This window comes from Terribacillus saccharophilus (genome assembly GCF_046592595.1).
GTDB lineage: Bacteria > Bacillota > Bacilli > Bacillales > Amphibacillaceae > Terribacillus > Terribacillus saccharophilus_C.
The window spans coordinates 295,445-313,979 of sequence record NZ_JAWVPF010000004.1 but is presented as its reverse complement, the minus strand read 5'-3'; the positions used below and the strand labels follow the sequence as shown (position 1 = coordinate 313,979).

18 protein-coding genes are annotated in these 18,535 nt (G+C 42.6%); 15 read left to right on the top strand and 3 right to left on the bottom strand.

Translation table 11 applies throughout. The features are described from left to right. Positions 1-158: 158 nt before the first annotated feature. Complete coding sequence (gene fbp, locus SFC25_RS08725) at positions 159-2,090, bottom strand: fructose-1,6-bisphosphatase (protein WP_411214900.1); 1,932 nt, start codon at positions 2,088-2,090, stop codon at positions 159-161. 447 nt (positions 2,091-2,537) lie between these two features. Here fbp and SFC25_RS08720 point away from each other — a divergent pair, with 447 nt between their 5' ends. From SFC25_RS08720 to SFC25_RS08710, 3 genes are all read left to right on the top strand, one after another. After that, complete coding sequence (locus SFC25_RS08720) at positions 2,538-3,410, top strand: YitT family protein (protein WP_411214899.1); 873 nt, start codon at positions 2,538-2,540, stop codon at positions 3,408-3,410. A gap of 789 nt (positions 3,411-4,199) precedes the next feature. Then, positions 4,200-5,342 carry a winged helix-turn-helix domain-containing protein gene (locus SFC25_RS08715; protein WP_411214898.1) on the top strand — a complete coding sequence of 381 codons (1,143 nt, stop codon included), beginning with the start codon at positions 4,200-4,202 and terminating at the stop codon, positions 5,340-5,342. A gap of 71 nt (positions 5,343-5,413) precedes the next feature. Next, the gene (locus SFC25_RS08710; RefSeq protein ID WP_411214897.1) at positions 5,414-6,652 is read left to right on the top strand and encodes an MFS transporter; all 1,239 of its coding nucleotides are present in this window, start codon (positions 5,414-5,416) and stop codon (positions 6,650-6,652) included. A gap of 120 nt (positions 6,653-6,772) precedes the next feature. Here SFC25_RS08710 and SFC25_RS08705 read toward each other — a convergent pair whose 3' ends face one another. Next, complete coding sequence (locus SFC25_RS08705) at positions 6,773-7,387, bottom strand: hypothetical protein (protein WP_411214896.1); 615 nt, start codon at positions 7,385-7,387, stop codon at positions 6,773-6,775. Positions 7,388-7,562: 175 nt separating this feature from the next. On the opposite strand from SFC25_RS08705, the gene SFC25_RS08700 reads away from it, so the two are divergent. Genes SFC25_RS08700 through SFC25_RS08680 form a run of 5 tightly spaced genes read left to right on the top strand, consistent with a single transcriptional unit; the run spans position 7,563 to position 11,541 of the window. Beyond that, positions 7,563-8,627, top strand: coding sequence for an LLM class flavin-dependent oxidoreductase (locus SFC25_RS08700; protein WP_411214895.1), 1,065 nt, complete (start codon positions 7,563-7,565; stop codon positions 8,625-8,627). A gap of 12 nt (positions 8,628-8,639) precedes the next feature. Continuing rightward, positions 8,640-9,539, top strand: coding sequence for a carbon-nitrogen hydrolase family protein (locus SFC25_RS08695; protein WP_411214894.1), 900 nt, complete (start codon positions 8,640-8,642; stop codon positions 9,537-9,539). Between the two features lie 21 nt (positions 9,540-9,560). Continuing rightward, positions 9,561-10,103 carry an NADPH-dependent FMN reductase gene (gene ssuE / locus SFC25_RS08690; protein WP_411214893.1) on the top strand — a complete coding sequence of 181 codons (543 nt, stop codon included), beginning with the start codon at positions 9,561-9,563 and terminating at the stop codon, positions 10,101-10,103. 36 nt (positions 10,104-10,139) lie between these two features. After that, positions 10,140-10,880 (top strand): sulfite exporter TauE/SafE family protein, encoded by a 741-nt coding sequence (locus SFC25_RS08685; RefSeq protein ID WP_411214892.1) that lies wholly within the window; start codon positions 10,140-10,142, stop codon positions 10,878-10,880. 16 nt (positions 10,881-10,896) lie between these two features. Next, positions 10,897-11,541, top strand: coding sequence for an isochorismatase family protein (locus SFC25_RS08680; RefSeq protein WP_411214891.1), 645 nt, complete (start codon positions 10,897-10,899; stop codon positions 11,539-11,541). A 47-nt stretch (positions 11,542-11,588) separates the two neighbouring features. On the opposite strand, the gene SFC25_RS08675 is transcribed toward SFC25_RS08680, so the two are convergent. Beyond that, positions 11,589-13,022: a PrpR N-terminal domain-containing protein gene (locus tag SFC25_RS08675; protein WP_411214890.1), complete on the bottom strand. Its 1,434-nt coding sequence runs from the start codon at positions 13,020-13,022 to the stop codon at positions 11,589-11,591. Between the two features lie 252 nt (positions 13,023-13,274). Between SFC25_RS08675 and SFC25_RS08670 the strand changes: the two genes are divergently transcribed. The 7 genes from SFC25_RS08670 to SFC25_RS08640 all read left to right on the top strand — a co-directional run bounded on the left by SFC25_RS08670 (position 13,275) and on the right by SFC25_RS08640 (position 18,502). Then, positions 13,275-13,532, top strand: coding sequence for a YesK family protein (locus SFC25_RS08670; protein ID WP_411214889.1), 258 nt, complete (start codon positions 13,275-13,277; stop codon positions 13,530-13,532). A gap of 32 nt (positions 13,533-13,564) precedes the next feature. Continuing rightward, positions 13,565-13,852 carry a DNA-binding protein gene (locus SFC25_RS08665; protein ID WP_411214888.1) on the top strand — a complete coding sequence of 96 codons (288 nt, stop codon included), beginning with the start codon at positions 13,565-13,567 and terminating at the stop codon, positions 13,850-13,852. A gap of 22 nt (positions 13,853-13,874) precedes the next feature. After that, a complete protein-coding gene (locus SFC25_RS08660) occupies positions 13,875-14,315 on the top strand; it encodes a GNAT family N-acetyltransferase (RefSeq protein WP_411214887.1) in 441 nt (146 codons plus the stop codon). Between the two features lie 234 nt (positions 14,316-14,549). Then, positions 14,550-15,386, top strand: a complete 837-nt coding sequence (locus tag SFC25_RS08655) for a transketolase (protein ID WP_411214886.1) — start codon at positions 14,550-14,552, stop codon at positions 15,384-15,386. Beyond that, complete coding sequence (locus SFC25_RS08650; RefSeq protein WP_411214885.1) at positions 15,383-16,327, top strand: transketolase family protein; 945 nt, start codon at positions 15,383-15,385, stop codon at positions 16,325-16,327. Before SFC25_RS08655 ends, SFC25_RS08650 begins: the two co-directional genes overlap by 4 nt. A gap of 27 nt (positions 16,328-16,354) precedes the next feature. Then, complete coding sequence (locus SFC25_RS08645; protein ID WP_411214884.1) at positions 16,355-17,113, top strand: SDR family NAD(P)-dependent oxidoreductase; 759 nt, start codon at positions 16,355-16,357, stop codon at positions 17,111-17,113. Positions 17,114-17,170: 57 nt separating this feature from the next. Then, positions 17,171-18,502, top strand: coding sequence for an MFS transporter (locus SFC25_RS08640; RefSeq protein WP_411214883.1), 1,332 nt, complete (start codon positions 17,171-17,173; stop codon positions 18,500-18,502). Positions 18,503-18,535: the final 33 nt, after the last annotated feature.

The following is an 18,535-nucleotide window of genomic DNA, read 5'->3' as shown; positions in this document are numbered from 1 at the left end:
TATCTACTTGTATCATGTTTTATACTGCTTATTTATTAGTTACGAAATTTAACGTTTTTACACTTTGATATAGGATAAAAGTATGGAGATTATTTATAATAATAAAGGCCCCTATGTTAAATTAGGGGCCTTTATAGCATACGATTGGCTAATTAACCTCATTTCATATACCGATACTCCATCAAATCCTTCAGTATATTAATCTCCTGACATAATTCCTCTCCAACATTCGTCTCCAGAACCTTTTTCCGTTCCAGTTCTTTGTCAACTAATCGCTTAACGGATAGTACGTCTGTTCCGTCGTTCAGCACTTCGTCTTTGGAGTTGAAATGTTTATGAGCGACAAGCTTCATGCCGTAGGAATTAGACAATAAGGTGTATCCTGCGATACCTGTCTTTGATTGATAAGCTTTCGAAAAACCGCCATCGATAACGATAATTTTGCCGTTCGCCTTAATTGGGTTTTCGCCTTCAATCTCTTTAACAGGTGTATGGCCGTTAATAATGTGGCCATGCTCCGGATCAAGATCGAATTCCGCCAGGATTTTTTCACAGGTTTCCTCGTTTTCGCGAAGATGGTAATAATGGTTTTTGATTTCTTTATGTGTCACCTTATCCTTGATAAAGTAACGTTCAAATGTTGTCATGGCTCTTTTTCCAAAGAGGGAAGAATATTCACCGGTCCATAAATACCAGACCATGTCTGTCGCCAGATCATCTGTTTCCTCTGGATGAGCAAAGGAATGGCGAAGATATTGTTCAAACCTGTCCAGCAGCTCGCGTCCTGCATAGGATTTACCGTCAATCTCCATCTTCTCCATGTTGCCATTTTCATCGATTGGAATGCATCCATGTATCAAAAGGTTGCCATTATATCGCAAGTAAAGACTACCTTTTCTCATAAGGAAGTTCATGTGTCTGGCCAGCTTTTCTGAATGTTGTACAGAGAATAACAGCTTGTCCATCACTTGTTGTTCTTCTTCCAACAGCATATCAGGCTGTTTCGGATTAATCGTAGTGAAGCATATATTTTCTAATGGGTACGTTACATCATTTAGTGTAATCTCATTTGCGTCAAAATTGATTTTCTCAAGCAGCAACCGTTCTTCCATATTGAAGAACTTACGTCTTTTGATAATCGGGCTTTCCAGCTTGAATTGAATCATGGAGATTGCTTGATGCATTTTTGTTATTTGTATAATCTCTTCTTCGGATGTTTTCTTATCTGCTTGCACTTTAGGACGAAACGCTGGGTTATCGTCATAATATTTCTCCGCTAAATTCAGCAACGGACGCAGGTTGATGCCGTACACATCTTCAATAATATCCAAGTTATCATAGCGTGCACAGATACGAAGGATATTGGCCAGACAAACCTTTGATCCAGCAAAGGCACCGATCCAGAGCACATCATGATTTCCCCATTGTACATCTACAGAATGATAATTGATGAGTTCTTCCATGATTTTATCCGGTTCAGGTCCGCGATCATAGATATCACCAACAACATGCAGATGATCCACTACAAGCTGGTGCGTACTGTACGCAAGTCCTGTAATCAGCTTATCAGCTTGTCCGAGCGAGATGATCTGTTCGAGAATCTCGTGGTAGTATTGCTCCTTGTTTCCGGATTCCTCCGTTTTGTATAGCAGTTCTTCAATAATATAAGCAAACTGACTAGGCAATGCCTTCCGTAATTTGGAGCGCGTATATTTAGAAGAGGCGTACGAAATAAGCTTGATCATTCGCTTGATCGTCTTTTTATACCACTCATTAAGATCCTCATCCTGATTAAAATCATTTTTAATGATTTGCAGTTTTTCTTCTGGGTAATAAACCAAAGCAGCCAGCTCATCAATTTCTTTTTCAAAGATGACGCCGCTGAAGATATCCCTGATCTTTTCTTTTACTCTGCCGGAGCCATTTCGCAGCACGTGCTGGAAGGCTTGATATTCCCCGTGTAAGTCACTGACAAAATGCTCGGTACCCTTAGGGAGATTAAGAATTGCTTTTAGATTGATGATTTCAGTGACCACTTTTTCTTCCGTGTCATATTTCTGAGCTAGTAAGTCTAAGTATTTGGTGTTCAAGATTATGTATCTCCTTTCAGAATTACTAACTTTTACATAATTTTACTTCTTCTATTATAAGATAAATTTGCAAGTATAGGTGGATTTTGTGCTATTGTATCGAATTTTAATAGTTACATAATATAGTATCTTATTTTTCCCTTTCTGACCAAGCAGTGAAACATGGAGGTATACGAGGTCAGGCAGATATCATATTATAAACGAGCTTCCAATGTTATTGTTTTGAGATTTTAAAGAGACATTACCCAAATTTTGAAAAGCAATTAAATAAATTAGTGCGCGAAGAAATATAATAAGCGGAAGGCTTAGAGTTCGATATTATAAGAAAGATGAACCATTTATTGGGGAATGGCCTTTCTTTTTGCAATGTAATCTCTACCTATTAGCGGTCTCCATACTGCTTATGATAAAATTATAAAGTTAAAAAATTTAGAATGAGGTATCTGAATGAGCAAAATCAGAAAGCGTAACCGAAGTAAGTTATTCATCTTGTTACGAGGATTAGCCGTCATCCTCGGGGGATTCATTGCAGCATACGGTCTGGAAACCGTCCTGATCCCAAACAATGTATCAGACGGAGGCGTCACTGGTATCAGTATCGTCATTTCTCAGCTAGCCGGACTGCCGCTAGGTGCACTAATCGCTATTATCAACCTTCCGTTTGTATGGTTGGGTTATAAACAGATAGGGAAAAGCTTCGCGATCTATTCCATTATCGGAATCGCGTCATTATCAATTGGTACCGTACTTATGCATCACACGCCAGCCATTATTGAAGGAGACACCCTGCTCGTCACTGTAGTCGGAGGTATTATCCTAGGTTTAGGTATGGGTCTTGCATTGCGTAACGGCGGAGCAGTAGACGGCATTGATATGCTGGCCGTTCTGTTAGCACGTAAATTACCATTTGGAACAAGTGATTTGATCTTATTCCTTAATATGTTTGTCTTCATCTTCGTTTCCACTGTATTTGGTCTGCAGGGAGCTATTCTCTCCGCAATCGCCTACTTTATCGCATCCAAAGTCATCCACATTGTAGAAGAAGGTCTAAGCGGTTCGAAAACCTTCAAAATCATTACAACCGAGCCTAAGCTGATGGTAGAAACCATCCGCGACCGACTTGGAAGAAGTGCTACCTATAAGGAAGCATACGGCGGGTATACGCATGAGAAATTCATGGAAATTACTTGTGTCATTAACCGTCTAGAGGAAAGCAAGCTGAAAGAAATCATCAATGATATTGATGATGGAGCTTTTGTTACGATTTATGATGTAGCAGAAGTGAAGGGTGGTAACTTTAGGAAGAGTGATATTCACTAATCTTCATGTAGAAACAATATATTCTTTAGAAAGTGCAATCTTACAACCCGAGATTGCACTTTTTATTTTTGTCGGGAATTAAAAAGAAAACTTTAGATTTTTTTCATGGAGGATGAGCAGGTAGCAGTAAAATATTGTATCGTTAACTATATGAAAATAATGTTAATTAGAAGATGGAGTAAAGAAATTGAGAATTAATTCACTGTTTCAAATGCCTAAAGCAGTAAAGATAACAGGAAGATCATCCAGTATAACGAACTCATTCGTTAATGGTATATCCCTATAATTCCTCCGTTGAACATGAGATAGAAGAAATGCTAAATCTGTTATGGTTGATGAAGTGTGATGTACTATTACTGGGGAGGTTCTGTTGTATGGTATGATTTCAAACCCTAGCTTCCTTAATAAAACCGACGGGATATATTTCTGAGATACAAAACCTTGTACCAGTATGTGGGAAGTGTAATCAATATAAAGGAAATAAGTACCTGGGAGAACGAATCTTGAGTGAGTGATGCCAGATTGTCACCTAAAACACATGCAATAGAAATGTTGATTTACTAATTCCTTGCTTGGAAAAATACAAAGGTTGGAGCTAGCCGACTGTTGTTAATTTCAAAAAAAATTCAGCTCAGAGATATGGAATGAGCCTCATAGAATTTTGGGTAAATTCCTAAGTTGTGAAAGAAAGTAAGAAGTAAAGGAACAGATGACAGAATTAATAATGAAGTTGAAGTATTAGATAAAAATCAACACTAGAAAACACAATTAGATAAAGGGATTGGTAAAATGCGGGGAATATCATTTCAGTCAGATCTTTTTCAAATAAGCTATGCTTCTGAGAAAATTAAGCTTTTGCCTAAAGAGTATGAGCTCTTTCAATTGCTTTATCAGCATCCTGCTCGTATTTTTTCTCGCAGGGCATTACTTGATCGTCTTTGGCCTATGTCTGATCCGGTTGATAGGACGGTAGATGATCATATTTATCGATTGAGGAAGAAGTTAGCTCCTCTGTCAGATGTGGTAACTATTCGAACAGTTCGAGGGCAGGGGTATGTATTGGATCAGCAGTCTTCGTCTGAATCTAATCCGCTTTCGGAAGATCTCGAATTGGCTGATAATGTCGGCAAGCTGTTTCGGAAATATCATTTGTATGGGCAAGGTGATGCTCTAAGACTTATGTCGGAGAATCAATCCGTATTTGGGGTGGAATTAGATGCTTCTAGCCAATTATACCTCTACTTTATGAATGGAGATTTTGAGAATCTACTCCATGTTGAACATATTGATTTTTGGGAGAAGTGCTATTATCTGCTTCATCTTCACTTCTATGCTTGTAAGGATACAGAGAAGAGTCTGTCCTACTTTACCAAGGCTTTGAATTATGATCAATTGCCTCATCAGCATAAATTAGAGATTAGATTACTGAATCGTCTAAGTCTGCTTATTCTTACAAAGAACTTGGATGAGGCAGCAGTTCTTCTTGAAGAGTCTAAAGAAAAGATTATAGATGGTGATTTGGAAGGATTCGTTCTCATTTTGTACTTAATGGAATTAGGTTTTGTTTTCCTTCAACAAAATGAAACAGCGATAGAAATTGGAATAGCTCGCATTGAAAGCGAGCTTATAAAGCGTCCTTTTTCACGGGAGAAAGCTCTCTTTTCAATTATGCAAGGAATGTATCAGCTTTATAAAGGCAATCCGGCTAGTGCACAAGAATCTATAGCAGATGGTTTTGCTCAATTCCGCAAGGCTAAATATGTACCAGGCATCTTCCAAAGCTTGAAGGTAATCATCACATTTTTAGAAGAATACGATGATTATCCAGAGTTACAAGCTTATTACGCAACACAATTAGAACAGTATAAAGAAAACTTTCGACTTACACAATTGTATCCGTATATTAGCCGTGAACTGGTAAAGCATTTATAAGAAGTCTCTGATATTCCTCTGACATTGCATCAGTAAACTGGAAGCAATATTAAGAACAGGAGCTGTATGTAATGAGTATATGGAAGAATAACAATTTTATAAAGTATTTCTTAGCCAATGGATTGGCTAATCTAGGGAACTGGTTTGATTTCATTGCTGTGCTGATTTTGTTTCGCTTTACTTGGAATGCAGATCCGATGCTTATAGCTCTAATTCCAGTGTTTTACGCCTTACCTAGTGTTCTCCTTGGGCAATGGGCTGGTGTATTAGCCGATCGATGGGATCAGCGGAAAATCCTTATTTATTCAGATTGGGTGCGGGCGGTACTGACGGTTATATTACTTTTTGCCAGTACGCCTTATGTAGCGCTGGTGATATTACTGTTGCGTAGTACTTGCGGTGCAATAAGCGTGCCTGCACAGCAAGGACTTATGAGAAGGATAGTAGAAGAAGAACAATTGATGCAGGCGGTAACTCTTAATGGGGGAGTAATCCAATTGGTTAAAGTTGTTGGTCCACTTATTGGCGGTTCGGTGGTAAGTATTTTTTCCACTCAAGTTGCAATGGGGATGAACGCAGTAGCATTCATTCTGTCTGCATTGCTGTTATACAGAATTCGTTTAATCACTTCGTTAGTTGAAAGAGATGAGGCAGCTGTGAATGTAGGTGTATTGGAATCATGGAAAGAAGGATGGAAGGCAGTAATTCATAATCGCATCCTGTTTGCCAGCTTATTATTTGGTCTGTTATGCACACTCGTGGTCCAAATGATTGACGCACAATTGGTTACGTTATTTAGCATGCTTTATCCTGATAGGGAAGAATTGACTGGATGGATGGTAGGCGGGATTGGACTAGGTTCTCTAACAATGGTAATTGCTTTAAACCGGATCAAGGAAATCCGTAGGTATGGCTGGTTCTTTGGTACCGGCTGTTTTAGTCTTGGATTAATGACAAGTGGTTTCGGTTTTTTGACTACGGGAGAAATCTATATTTATATCGCTCTTGGCTTAGCTTTTATTGGAGGGCTAGGAAATGGACTTGTCTTTGCTGGTGTAAACTATCTTATTCAAAAAGAACCACCGAAAGAAATGATTAGCAGAGTGTCTGGTATTGTAGATTCTAGCTTGAGCACTTTGTTCATCATAGGTCCGTTATTGGGAGGGATTCTCATAAATCAAATAGGGGTAATGACAGCTTTTCGCTTAACAGGGAGTGTAATTGCTTTAATTGGAATAAGTGGAATTGTTTTTCAAGGTTTTATTTGGAAGAATGCTTATAGTAAAACAAAAAGAAGAAGTGTAAGCTAAATTACAATGAATGAGTCTTGGCATACGATGAATTTCGAAATAGATTGGATATGAGGAAGAAACGGAAGTAATGATCTTCCGTTTTCTTTGTATATTAACCCCATTTGTCTTCCTATTATTTCATAACCATGGTCGACAGAGAGTTTCATCAACGATTAAAGCCCTAAGACCAATGTTTTCTGCGTCCCTTACAACCTTTTGCGCAAAACCATTATCCCTCCTCATCCAATTAGAAAAAGCCAAATCAGGATCATAATACTTCTCAAGAATACGATGAATCCAATCTCTTTTCTTATAATGCTCTATCTGAAATTCTGGTGTCGGCACCATCCAAATTGCATGGTTCAAGTCAGTAAGAAGGGGAGCTACCTTATGGGGTAGCAGTGCTGCTCCTTCCGCAATAATAGGAGTTGTTTTAGGACGGGATAACAAGTCCTCCAGTATCAAACTAAACTGCTCCTCATACACACGAACTACATCTTCAATTTGTTCCTCAACGGTTAGAGAACAAAACTGCGTAGACCAGACCTGATTCCAGGTCTGGTCTTTTATTTTGTACATGTTAGGATGCTGATACGGTGTACTGCGGAACATGTGGTCATCATAGCAATCATCGCATTTGTAATAGGTAAAGCCATATTCAGCAGCGAGCTTACGGCCAATGGTTGTTTTACCGGCACATGGAGAGCCGCCGATCCAATAGATGTGTGAGAGTTGTTGTGCAAGATTAACCAACGGATTACCCACCTTTTCGATACATTAGTGAGAATTCATTATAGCTTAATACGAGAAGTTGTACTTAATTATTACACATTGTCACCTTTCCTTTACACATTGTAAGCTCCTTTTATTTTCTGAATAATTATACAATTTATGTAGGTTAAATACACAACACAAAAGGAGCGATAATATGGACTTCGGAATTTTCTTGCCAATAGCGAACAATGGGTGGATCATGTCGAATAACTCACCGCAGTATATGCCAACGTTTGAATTGAATAAGGATATTGCGCTGCGGGCGGAGAATATGGGGTTGGATTTTGTGTTGTCGATGGTGAAGTATCGCGGATATGGCGGGAAGACAGAGCATTGGGATTATGCGATGGAGTCCTTCAACTTGATGGCTGGTCTGGCAGCTGTTACAGACAAGATTGGGATTTATGCGTCAGTGCAGCCACTCACATATAATCCAGCAATGGCAGCGCGAATGGCGGCGACGATTGATGATATCAGTGATGGGCGCTTCGGCTTGAATGTTGTGGCGGGCTGGAATAAGTATGAGTATTCTCAGATGGGGCTATGGCCTGGTGATGAGTTCTATGGCGATCGTTATGATTATGCCGATGAATGGCTGACAGTTGTGAAGCAGCTGTGGGATAAAGGACGGCTAACGCATAAGGGCAAATACTTTGAGCTGGAAGATTGCATGTGTCAGCCGACGCCAAAAACGAAACCGAACCCACCGATTGTTTGTGCGGGTATGTCTGATAAAGGTTTGGAATTCACAATCAAACATGGGGATATCAATTTCGTCGCAGGTGACTTTGAACGTATTGCAGAGCTTAGCGCCAAGGGTAAGGAAATGGCGGCAAGCATGAACAAGTCGATCAAGACGTATGCCGTTTACACCATCATTTCTGCTGAAACGGATGAAGAGGCGGAAGATATCTACTTGAACTTTATTGAAGGAACAGATAAAGGCGGCTTTGATGGTCTGCAGAGTGCTCGTGATAATGATAAGACTGGTTCTACAATGGAATTGCTTGGTGAAATTTTTATCGTGCCAACGCTTGTCGGATCCCCGCAGACAATTGCCGCGCAGATTGAAAAAATCGAGAAGGAAACGATGATAGATGGTTTGCTGTTCACATTCCCTGACTTTGTAACAGATATGAATTTCTTTGAAAGTGACATCGTTCCGTTGCTGGATGCCAAAGGACTTCGAAATACAGTCGTAAAAGAAATCATCGGCTAAGGGGGAGATCAAGTGAAGGATAGCATGGTGATTGCCGGACTGCAAAATGGTGCTTATGCAGGAGATGTTGAAACAAATCTAGAGAAAATCCTATCAGAGTGCAGGCGGGTGATTGCAGCTGAAAAGCCAGATTTACTTGTCTGCGCAGAACTGATGACGGCGCCTTACTTTGCAGCCGTCACAACAACGGATGAGACATTCTTTGATTTTGCCGAGCCGATGGATGGGCCGACAGTAACAGCGATGACAGCTTTAGCCGAAGAAACAGGGACACATTTGATTGGAACAGTTTTCGAGAGAGCAGAGGAAGGTGACCGCACAAATTACTACAATACAGCGTTTGTCTGTTCTCCGACAAGAGGCCTGATCGGCAGCTATCGCAAAGTGCATGTGCCGAAGGTCGATGATGCAACGATGAAAACGGATGAGAAATTCTATTTCGAACAATACGGTGGCGGCGGAAGTGCGTTTCCGACATTCACCCTGGACAATGGGTGGAAGATAGGCATCCTTATTTGCTTTGACCGATCATTCCCAGAAGCTTGGCGCTCACTGCGTGTGCAGGATGTGGATGCGATCGTCGTGCCGACAGCGACGTACGGCTTCCGCAAGGATCTGTATGTGGCAGAGCTGCGAGTGAGGGCCTTGGAAAATAATCTGTTTGTCATGGGTGTGAATAAAGCAGGAGCAGAACAGCTGCAGGGCGAGGAGGTCCTCCGCCATCATTTCGGACAGTCTTGTATCCTCAATTCATTCGGGGATGTAATGGCGGTAGCAGCAGATGGAGAGTGGCAGCATGTATCTGCAGAGATCAGTAAAGCTGAACTTGTTGAATCGCGTAATCGTGTCGACTGGCTGGCCAACCGCAAACTGGAAGTCTATGAACGCTATCAAACGGAAGTAGTAAACTAACAAAAATGGAGGGCGATTAATATGACGAAAGCAGTTGTGATTACAGGCAGTCCAAAGAAAACTTCCCGATTGAATGGACCAGTTGATTATGTGATTGCTGATTTGGAAAGCAAAGGCTGTGATGTATCGCATGTTGTAGTTGCGGATTTGCCGGCGGAGGATTTGCTGTATGCCAACTTCACGAGTGATGCTATTATCCACGCGACACAGCTCGTGAAGGATGCAGATGTCGTCGTAGTGGCAACGCAGGTGTATAAAGCTTCTTATACTGGTGTGTTGAAATGCTTCCTTGATTTGGTTCCAGAAAGAGGCTTGGCTGGCAAAAAGGTGCTGCCGCTGGCAATGGGCGGTACAACAGCACATTTGTTGATGCTTGAGTTTGCTTTAAAGCCGGTGCTGTCTGTGTTAGGTGCTAATGCGATTGAGCAGGGTGTATTTATCCAGGATAAGCAAGTAGTACGTGCTGCGGACGACAGCTTTGAGCTTGGGGAAGACTGCAAGTCAAGACTGGATCAAGCGGTTGAGGGCCTTTTGGAAGGTGTGACGATCGAACAGGTTGTGTGATTTCTTCACTAATTTAAACGGAAAAGGTCGGAACGTATGGTGATGCTGGCGACAATGTTTGCATTAGGTTTGCTGTTGGGATTTGCCGGCGGGGGAGGATCTGGATTTGTGCTAGCTCTTTTAATTAGTGTTTTCCAGATTCCGATCCATACAGCGCTCGGCACAAGCACAACAGCCATGATCTTCACGGTTATTTCCGGGTCGATCAGTCATTTCAAAGAAGGTAATATACAGCTGAAAACTGGTGCTATGGTCGGGGCATTTGGTGCTGTTGGTGCTTATCTGGGCACACAAGTAGCAGCAGAGCTGCCAGAAACACCGCTAATTATCGTTTCAGCTCTGCTTTTATTTGTGTCTTCTATCCTGCTGTTTTTCCGTACTAGGCTTAGTGGCAGTGTAAAAGTAGAGAAAGTGTTCAGCAAAAAGCAATATCTGCTGCTGGCGATAGGAGTTGGCGGCAGCACGGGTTTTTTGTCTGGGTGCTTTGGCATTGGATCGACGCCTTTGATTCAGTTGGGATTGATGATATTTTTTGGGCTAAGTATTCAACAGGCGGCAGCGACGAGCATGTTTGTACTTATTCCGATTTCATTTCTGGGAGCATTCGGTTTCGCCCAAGCTGGGTTCATTGATATCACGTTGCTCGTACAAGTAGTCGCAGGTACGATGATAGGCTCATTCATTGGCGCGAAATTCACACGTCTCGCTCCAGTGCAGGTGCTGCGGACAGTGATTATTTTGCTGCCGATATTCGGTGGGATTCTATTGCTTACATAAAACAGGAGGGATGCATATGACAGATAAACAATCAGTCTACCAGCAAGCAGGTTATGGTCAAAAGCAAGTGGGATTTGGAGAGAAACCAGCTCTATTACTAGTAGATTTCCAGCATGCATTTACGAACAGTGAATATCCGACCGGAAAAAGTCCCCTCATTAAGCAGGCTGCGGCTGAAACGGCAGAGCTCCTGGAGTTAGCGCGCGAAAAGGACATTCCAGTCATCTATACAGTCGTCGGCTACAGGGAAGACAAATGGGACACAGGTAATTGGAAAACAGATATCGGATGGATTACTGTCGGATCACATGCAGCAGAAGTAAGTCCAGAAGTAGAGCCAGTTACGGGTGAGCCGATTGTATTGAAAAAATATCCGTCGGCATTCTTCGGAACAGAGGTACTGTCACTGCTGACGACAAAGCAAGTGGACACTGTCATTGTCACAGGCTGCACAACTAGTGGCTGTGTACGTGCAACAATCATTGACGCGTTTTCATATGGATTCAAGACGATAGTACCGGAGGAATGTGTCGGAGATCAAGCAAAGGAATCACATGATGCGAATTTGTTTGATGTGAATGCAAGGTATGCCGATGTATTGCCGAAACAGCAGGTGCTGGAGTATTTGACAGCGTTGAAGGCTGCGCCAATAACGACATAAGATATGAAAAACACATCTCTTTGTGGGGAGATGTGTTTTTGATTTGCTTACATGCTTATAGGAAAGATCTTTGCATTCGTCTGCAAAGTATCCAATTTCTCCACGGCTGTCTTCAGCTCCTGAACACGCAGCTCAAGTGAAAGAGCAAAGCGTTTTTCAGGATCAGTCAGTAAGCCAATCAGAGCTTCTATTCGTTCTAGGTGGCCGTACACAGTTTGTCTGGATACTCCTAAGTGATTCGCAACTGTAGTAACGGATAAGCCGTGATCCAGCAGCAGTCGCAGCACTTCCAGCAGCTTGGCTGTATTGCGATGTCCGCAAAGCGGGAGAAGCAGTTTTATTTCTGGAAGGGATTCCCTGCGTACAAGTGGCAGCAGCATGTGATACGGACTGTTATGGTCTAGGAGGCAGATAGTTTCAATTGAATTGGATTGCTTGGCAAGCTCCAGTGCAATCTGTGCTTCCCGTATTTTATCTGCAGGATCGTCAGACCAGGACGTTTCGGAGCTGATACCAGCAATAAGATCAGGTATTGCTTTGAGAAATTTTAATCGTTCTCCTATCTGGTTCGAGTCCGTGGAAAAGAATAGCACATGAGCTCGATTCTTTCGGATAGAGTAAACCAGGTTTTCTCCACAGTCAGCTTCCAGTTGGTTCAGGGAGGACGTTAAATGTCCAATTCCTTCTTTACTCTCCAGGACGCCCACGGATAGATAGGGATTTTCCTTACAATAAGCTGGTACTTTCAATGGATATAGAAAATCATCGAGCGTAAGCTGACTTATGCTTCTTTTTTGAGGTTGAAAGGGTTGGCGTATCCATGATGGACCTGATAACGAAGCAGATTCATATGCATCAAGTGGGTGACGCATGAATTCCTGCGCCCATTTTCTAGTAACCTGTTCTATTTCCATTCGCGAGGACTCCAGGCGGGCTACATGCTCCAATATTTTTATGATAGAATCTTTCGAATGAAGAAAAACGGAAGGTATGTCTAATTGATCAGCGAGGGTGCAAATAAAGCCGCTGCCAATGATAGCATCAATGCCGGTTTGTTTGAGTGATGCAAGCAATGCGGCTGCATCATGTTTGGAGCTGTACGCAAAAAACAAATATTCTCCATCCAGATGCTGTACAACATCCTGATAATGCAAATCCTCTTCATAATGAATTACAGCAATGCGTCGGCCAAATTGGCGGGCCTGCAAGGCAGCCTGCAGCACATCGTACCGTGTAATGGGAATCTGAAGGATAGGTAGCGCTGATTGATAAACACTTTTATCCAGCATCGTCCAATGTGCTCCGCCAGTAATGATCATCTGCGGCTGGATCGTATGCAGATGATCGTTCAAGTAATCCACAACATGACCAAAATGGACATCACGGATTGTTACATCCGGTAGTTGCTCCGTATTATCCATTACCTGCTGTACAACATTTGTCAGCTTCGGATGACTGAGAATCAGGACTTTTGATGGCACTGCATACACTCCTTCACCTTTTGTAATAGCCGTCTTTAATTTCTAAAAAATATAGCATGTCGCGGAATAGGTTACAAAGCTTCTGTCATGTTAATTAACAAGAAAATTTATAGGGATGTAGAAAAATAGAAACTTTTGGTAATGAAATTCGTAGTACATCTTAGATCACACTTTCCAAATCGGTAAAAAAGGAAGGTTAGCCTGAATGAAAGGAAAGGTGTACATATCACTGATTGTAAAGGAGGAATTACGATGGAGTTTTGGATTATGATCATTATTTTCACAGCACTTATTATCGGCATTTCTTTATACTTTAAAAATAAGAAGCCGCCACTTATGTACATCATTCCTTTTGCTTTTTCACTAATAAGTATTGTATTGCTGATAGCTAGCTTTACAATTGGCGGCTTTAGTGGAATGGGAATGACAGTTAGCAGCATCAGTCTGTTAATTTCTTCGGCAGCTGCATTAATTGTTGTTAGTTTCTTTGGATTTTTAGGGAGCGAATAAAAGTCTTGTGAAGGAATAAAGGAGTGGATTACATGGAAATAGATTTCTTTTGGATCGGACTGGGAATAGCAGCGCTTGGTTATTTCATCGGCGATGGACTGAAGAATTTTAAGAATCCCGGTTCTGGTTTTCAGTTTGATGAATATCCTACCTTAATTAAAGAGAAAGATTTGCATACATATTTAAATTTGACCAAAGCAGAAGTAGCAGACTTACTCAATAAGAATCCTAATGCACCGAAAGTAGTATTGGACGGAACGACATATTATCCTTATAAGCCGTTTATGAAATGGATCACGTCGACAGAGATTTACCAATAAGCACAGAAGGGAGCACTCTGTAATGGGAATGATATTAAGAGCTATTGATGCGGATAACTGGCATGCTTGTATGAAGCTGACAGTAAGTGAGGAACAGAAACAGAATGTAGCTGAAAATGCGGTGTCGCTTGCGCAGGCCGCTTATGAGAAGCAGTGGTATCCACATGGTATATATGCGGATGATATGCTAGTTGGTTTTCTGATGTTCGGAACGGATCAGGAAACGAAGCGCGTGGAACTGTGCCGTTTCATGATTGACAAGCAGTATCAAGGAAAGGGCTATGGGACAGCTGCACTTGTGACGCTATTCGATTTAATTAAAATCAGATACGGGCCTATTTCTTTCTATACAAGCATTGTGCCAGATAATCTTGCTGCAAAGAAGATCTATGAAAACGCAGGATTCCGTATGACTGGGGAAATCTTGTGGGAAGAGCTGGTGATGGTGAAACAGTTGGTATGAATACTCTTACAGCGATAATATGTTGGTTTTAAACACAATTCTGTGTAGAGAATTGTGTTTTTTTGTATTGTCATGTGAATTTGAAACAATATCAACTGGGCTTTTGCATTAATTTAACATTTATACTGGACATCATTTAAAAATGGAGTTATGATGATTCCAACACCACTTGTAATACAAGTATACAAGTATATGAGTTTACAAGAGGATCACTTAGGAACAGGAGTGTGGCATATGCAGCAAACAAGTGTTGAACAGTTGAAACAGCATGCGATTGAATTACGCAAAACAGCAGTCACGATGGTGTATGAAGCACAATCTGGACACCCGGGAGGTTCCTTGTCGGCTGCGGATGTTATATCTGCTTTATATTTCAGGGAGATGAATGTAGATCCGGCCAATCCGAAATGGGAAGATCGAGATCGATTCGTCTTATCAAAAGGGCATGTTGCCCCAATACAATATGCAGCTTTAGCGTTGCGAGGCTTTGTTCCAAATGAAAGCGTATACACTTTGCGACAGTATGGTTCACCTTTCCAAGGTCACCCGGATATGAAAAAATGTCCCGGAATTGATATATCAACAGGGTCATTAGGCCAAGGCTTATCCTGCGCGGTCGGAATGGCAATTGCAGGGCAGCGTGATGAGAAAGACTATCGTGTATTTGCGATGGTAGGTGACGGAGAATGTCAGGAGGGCCAGATTTGGGAAGCAATCCAAGCAGCAGTCAAATACAAGCTGGATAACTTGATCGTATTCGTGGATAACAACCGTCTGCAAATTGATGGTTTCTGTGAGGACGTTATGCCGCTGCTTGATCTGGAAAAGAAATTCGATGCATTCGGTTTTGATACGACACGCATAGATGGGCACAGCATGGAGCAAATCGTCGAGACATTGGATACCTTTGCGAAGCAGAAGAACGGGAAGCCGAAGTGCATCGTCTGCGATACCGTAAAAGGAAAAGGCGTCTCTTACATGGAAGACCAAGCTGCATGGCATGGTACAGCACCGAACAAAGAAGAATTCGAGTTGGCTATCAAGGAACTAGAAGGAGGCTTACCGGTATGAGTGTGACAAAAAAAGCCGTCGAGAAAAAAGCGACAAGAGCTGCATTTGGAGACGAAATTGTCCGTTTGGGTGAGTCAAATAAAGATATTTACGTCGTGGATATCGATATCGGGAAATCTTGTAAAACGGATAAATTCATTGAAAAATTCCCGATGCAGCATATCAATGTCGGGATCGCAGAACAAAATGGAGCAGGTATCGCGGCGGGACTTGCGACAACAGGAAAGATTCCATTCATCAGTACGTACGCGGTATTCGGATCTCTTCGCATGGCAGAGCAAATTCGTCAGGAAGTCTGCTATCCGAACTTGAATGTGAAAATCGCTTGCTCCCACGGTGGTCTGACACCAGGGAATGACGGCGGAAGCCACCAAGCGATCGAGGACATGGGCGTCATGCGATCCTTCCCGAATATGACGGTCATTATGGGAGCGGATTATCATTCCACCCGCAAATTGATTGCCGAAGCCGCTGCCATGTACGGTCCGGTTTACCTTCGTTTCACTCGGGATGCAGTACCAATGATTTATGACGAAAACGAGACGTTTGAAATTGGCAAAGCAAAACAGCTTCGTGACGGAGAAGATATTGCCATCATTGCAAATGGTGATACGGTGCGTCTAGCAATGGAAGCTGCTGAGCAGCTGGAGCAAAATGGTGTTTCCGTCAAGCTGCTTGATATGCATACGATCAAACCGCTTGATGTCGATGCAGTCAAAGATTGCCTGGACATTGGAAGAGTCATCACCGTCGAAGATCACAATATCTTGAATGGCCTTGGCAGCGCTGTAGCTGAAGTCATAGCTGAAGCAGGGAAAGGACAGCTGGCACGAATCGGTGTTCAGGATAGATTCGGTGAATCTGCACCTTACGAGAAGCTGCTTGAAATCAATGGTATCACGGTAGAAAACATCATCGCAACAGCAAATAAATTACTATAAAACTAATAGCATAGGGGTCGGGAGAGCATGTTCAAATTGGATGAACGAGTCGCAATCATAACAGGTAGTGGATCTGCTAAAGGAATCGGCCGGACTATCGCGCTGACGCTTGCCGAGCAAGGTGCAAAAGTTGTGATTGCCGATATGAATAAGGAAGGCATCGAAGAAACCGTAGCTGTCATAACGGAAGCCGGCGGGACAGCACTTGGAGTAGAAGTCAATGTTACAGATAAGGCATCTGTTGATGCAATGGTAGCAAAAACGCTGGAAGCATTCGGCCGTATCGATATCCTTGTCAACAATGCCGGTATTTCACAGAAAGTAACAGTAGAGGAAATGACACTCACAGATATCACGAAGGTCTTCAATGTGAATATGTTTGGGTTGTTCCTTTGCACGCAGGCAGTATTAGAGCCAATGCGCAAACAGAAATTCGGCCGCATCGTCAGTTTGTCTTCTGTTTCCGCTAAGCGCGGCGGCGGTGTGTTTGGAGGGGCGCATTACTCCGCATCCAAAGCAGCTGTGCTCGGATTCTCGAAAAACCTTGCTCGGGAAGTGGGGCTGGACGGCATCACGGTTAACTGTGTTGCTCCGGGATTAGTGAATACGGATATTTGGAAGTCGCTGCCGCAGGAAGATGCTTTGCAAGTCATCTCTGGTATTCCGCTTGGCAGACCAGGTGAGACGAAGGAAATCGCTGCTGCAGTTGCATTCCTTGCATCAGAAGAATCCTCCTACATTACTGGAGAAGAAATCGATATCAATGGTGGCTCGCATATGGACTAAGAAAGTGGGGCGGGTCACTGGCCCCGTCCTGTATCTGAAATGATTGGAGGAATAATCTTGGAGCAGCACATGCTTGAGAAATCCACTACCCGGAAAGTTACATTACGTCTGATACCGTTTCTGTTTCTCTGTTTCTTTATCTCGATCCTGGATCGTGTGAACATCAGTTTTGCAGCTTTACAGATGAATGAAGATCTTGGCTTCTCGAATGCCGTTTATGGCCTAGGAGCGGGTATTTTCTTCTTAGGTTACTTCTTGCTGGAGGTACCGGGAAGTGCAATCATGACCAGAATTGGAGCGCGGCGCTGGATCAGCCGGATCATGGTATCCTGGGCAATCATCGCGATCCTCATGGCATTCGTTACAGAACCATGGCAGTTTTACACAGCTAGATTCCTATTGGGTGTAGCTGAGGCAAGCTTCTATCCATGTATGGTGTATTACTTGAGCGGCTTCTTCCAATCTAAGCATCACGCAAAGGCAATCGCGGCCTTCATGCTGGCTATACCAGGGGCAAATGCGGTAGGGGCACCATTATCTACATTCTTGATGCAGATCACTTGGTTGGACCTTGCAGGCTGGCAATGGTTGTTTATTTTGGAAGCGGTTCCAGCAATGATTCTTGGAATCATCTGTTTCTTCTACTTGGATGATCGTCTGGAAGATGTTAAATGGCTCAAACCAGAAGAAAAGAACTGGCTGCTGGATGTGACGCAAAAGGAAAAGGAAGCAAAGCAGCAAGTAAAGCATTATACATTTGCGCAGGCGCTGAAAGATAGGGATGTCCTTATTTTATCCGCTGGCTACTTCTGCTGGATGTTCGGCTACTATGGCATCAACATGTTCCTCCCGACCGTGACGGAGTCTATGTCGGAGTCCTTATCGATAAGCACGCAAGGTCTGGGCTGGCTGCTTGGGCTGATGTATGCCATTGCCATGGTGGCAATGATTCTAGTAGGGAACCATTCGGACAAAAAGAATGAAAGACGCTGGCATGTGGCTGCTTGTTTAACAACGAGTGCAATCGCTATGATTGCGAGCAGTTATGTGGCTGAATCAAATATTATTCTATCGTTCGTGCTGCTGACAATAGCACTGTGCGGAGCTTTTGGAGCGTATTCCCCGTTTTGGGCAATACCGCCATCCTTCCTTACAGAGTCAGCGGCTGCAGGTGCAATAGCGTTAATCAATAGTATTGGAAACCTTGGTGGTTTCTTCGGCCCATATGCAGTCGGATATATCCGCGATACAACTGGTTCTTTTACAATGAGCATGATTTTTCTCGGAATCAGCATGATTCTAAGCTCGCTAATCATAATATTCCTAGTGAAGCAGTCCGGAAAAGCAGTGTCCCGGATAGCTGAAAAGAAACTCGGTAAATCAAGCTAATAGATGCATGACTAAAAAATCAATCGGAGGCGA

Coding starts and splice junctions, on each gene's coding strand:
- SFC25_RS08720 (WP_411214899.1), top strand. CDS start 2,538: ATGAGCAAAATCAGAAAGCGTAACCGAAGTAAGTTATTCATCTTGTTA.
- SFC25_RS08715 (WP_411214898.1), top strand. CDS start 4,200: ATGCGGGGAATATCATTTCAGTCAGATCTTTTTCAAATAAGCTATGCT.
- SFC25_RS08710 (WP_411214897.1), top strand. CDS start 5,414: ATGAGTATATGGAAGAATAACAATTTTATAAAGTATTTCTTAGCCAAT.
- SFC25_RS08700 (WP_411214895.1), top strand. CDS start 7,563: ATGGACTTCGGAATTTTCTTGCCAATAGCGAACAATGGGTGGATCATG.
- ssuE (WP_411214893.1), top strand. CDS start 9,561: ATGACGAAAGCAGTTGTGATTACAGGCAGTCCAAAGAAAACTTCCCGA.
- SFC25_RS08685 (WP_411214892.1), top strand. CDS start 10,140: ATGGTGATGCTGGCGACAATGTTTGCATTAGGTTTGCTGTTGGGATTT.
- SFC25_RS08680 (WP_411214891.1), top strand. CDS start 10,897: ATGACAGATAAACAATCAGTCTACCAGCAAGCAGGTTATGGTCAAAAG.
- SFC25_RS08670 (WP_411214889.1), top strand. CDS start 13,275: ATGGAGTTTTGGATTATGATCATTATTTTCACAGCACTTATTATCGGC.
- SFC25_RS08665 (WP_411214888.1), top strand. CDS start 13,565: ATGGAAATAGATTTCTTTTGGATCGGACTGGGAATAGCAGCGCTTGGT.
- SFC25_RS08660 (WP_411214887.1), top strand. CDS start 13,875: ATGGGAATGATATTAAGAGCTATTGATGCGGATAACTGGCATGCTTGT.
- SFC25_RS08655 (WP_411214886.1), top strand. CDS start 14,550: ATGCAGCAAACAAGTGTTGAACAGTTGAAACAGCATGCGATTGAATTA.
- SFC25_RS08650 (WP_411214885.1), top strand. CDS start 15,383: ATGAGTGTGACAAAAAAAGCCGTCGAGAAAAAAGCGACAAGAGCTGCA.
- SFC25_RS08645 (WP_411214884.1), top strand. CDS start 16,355: ATGTTCAAATTGGATGAACGAGTCGCAATCATAACAGGTAGTGGATCT.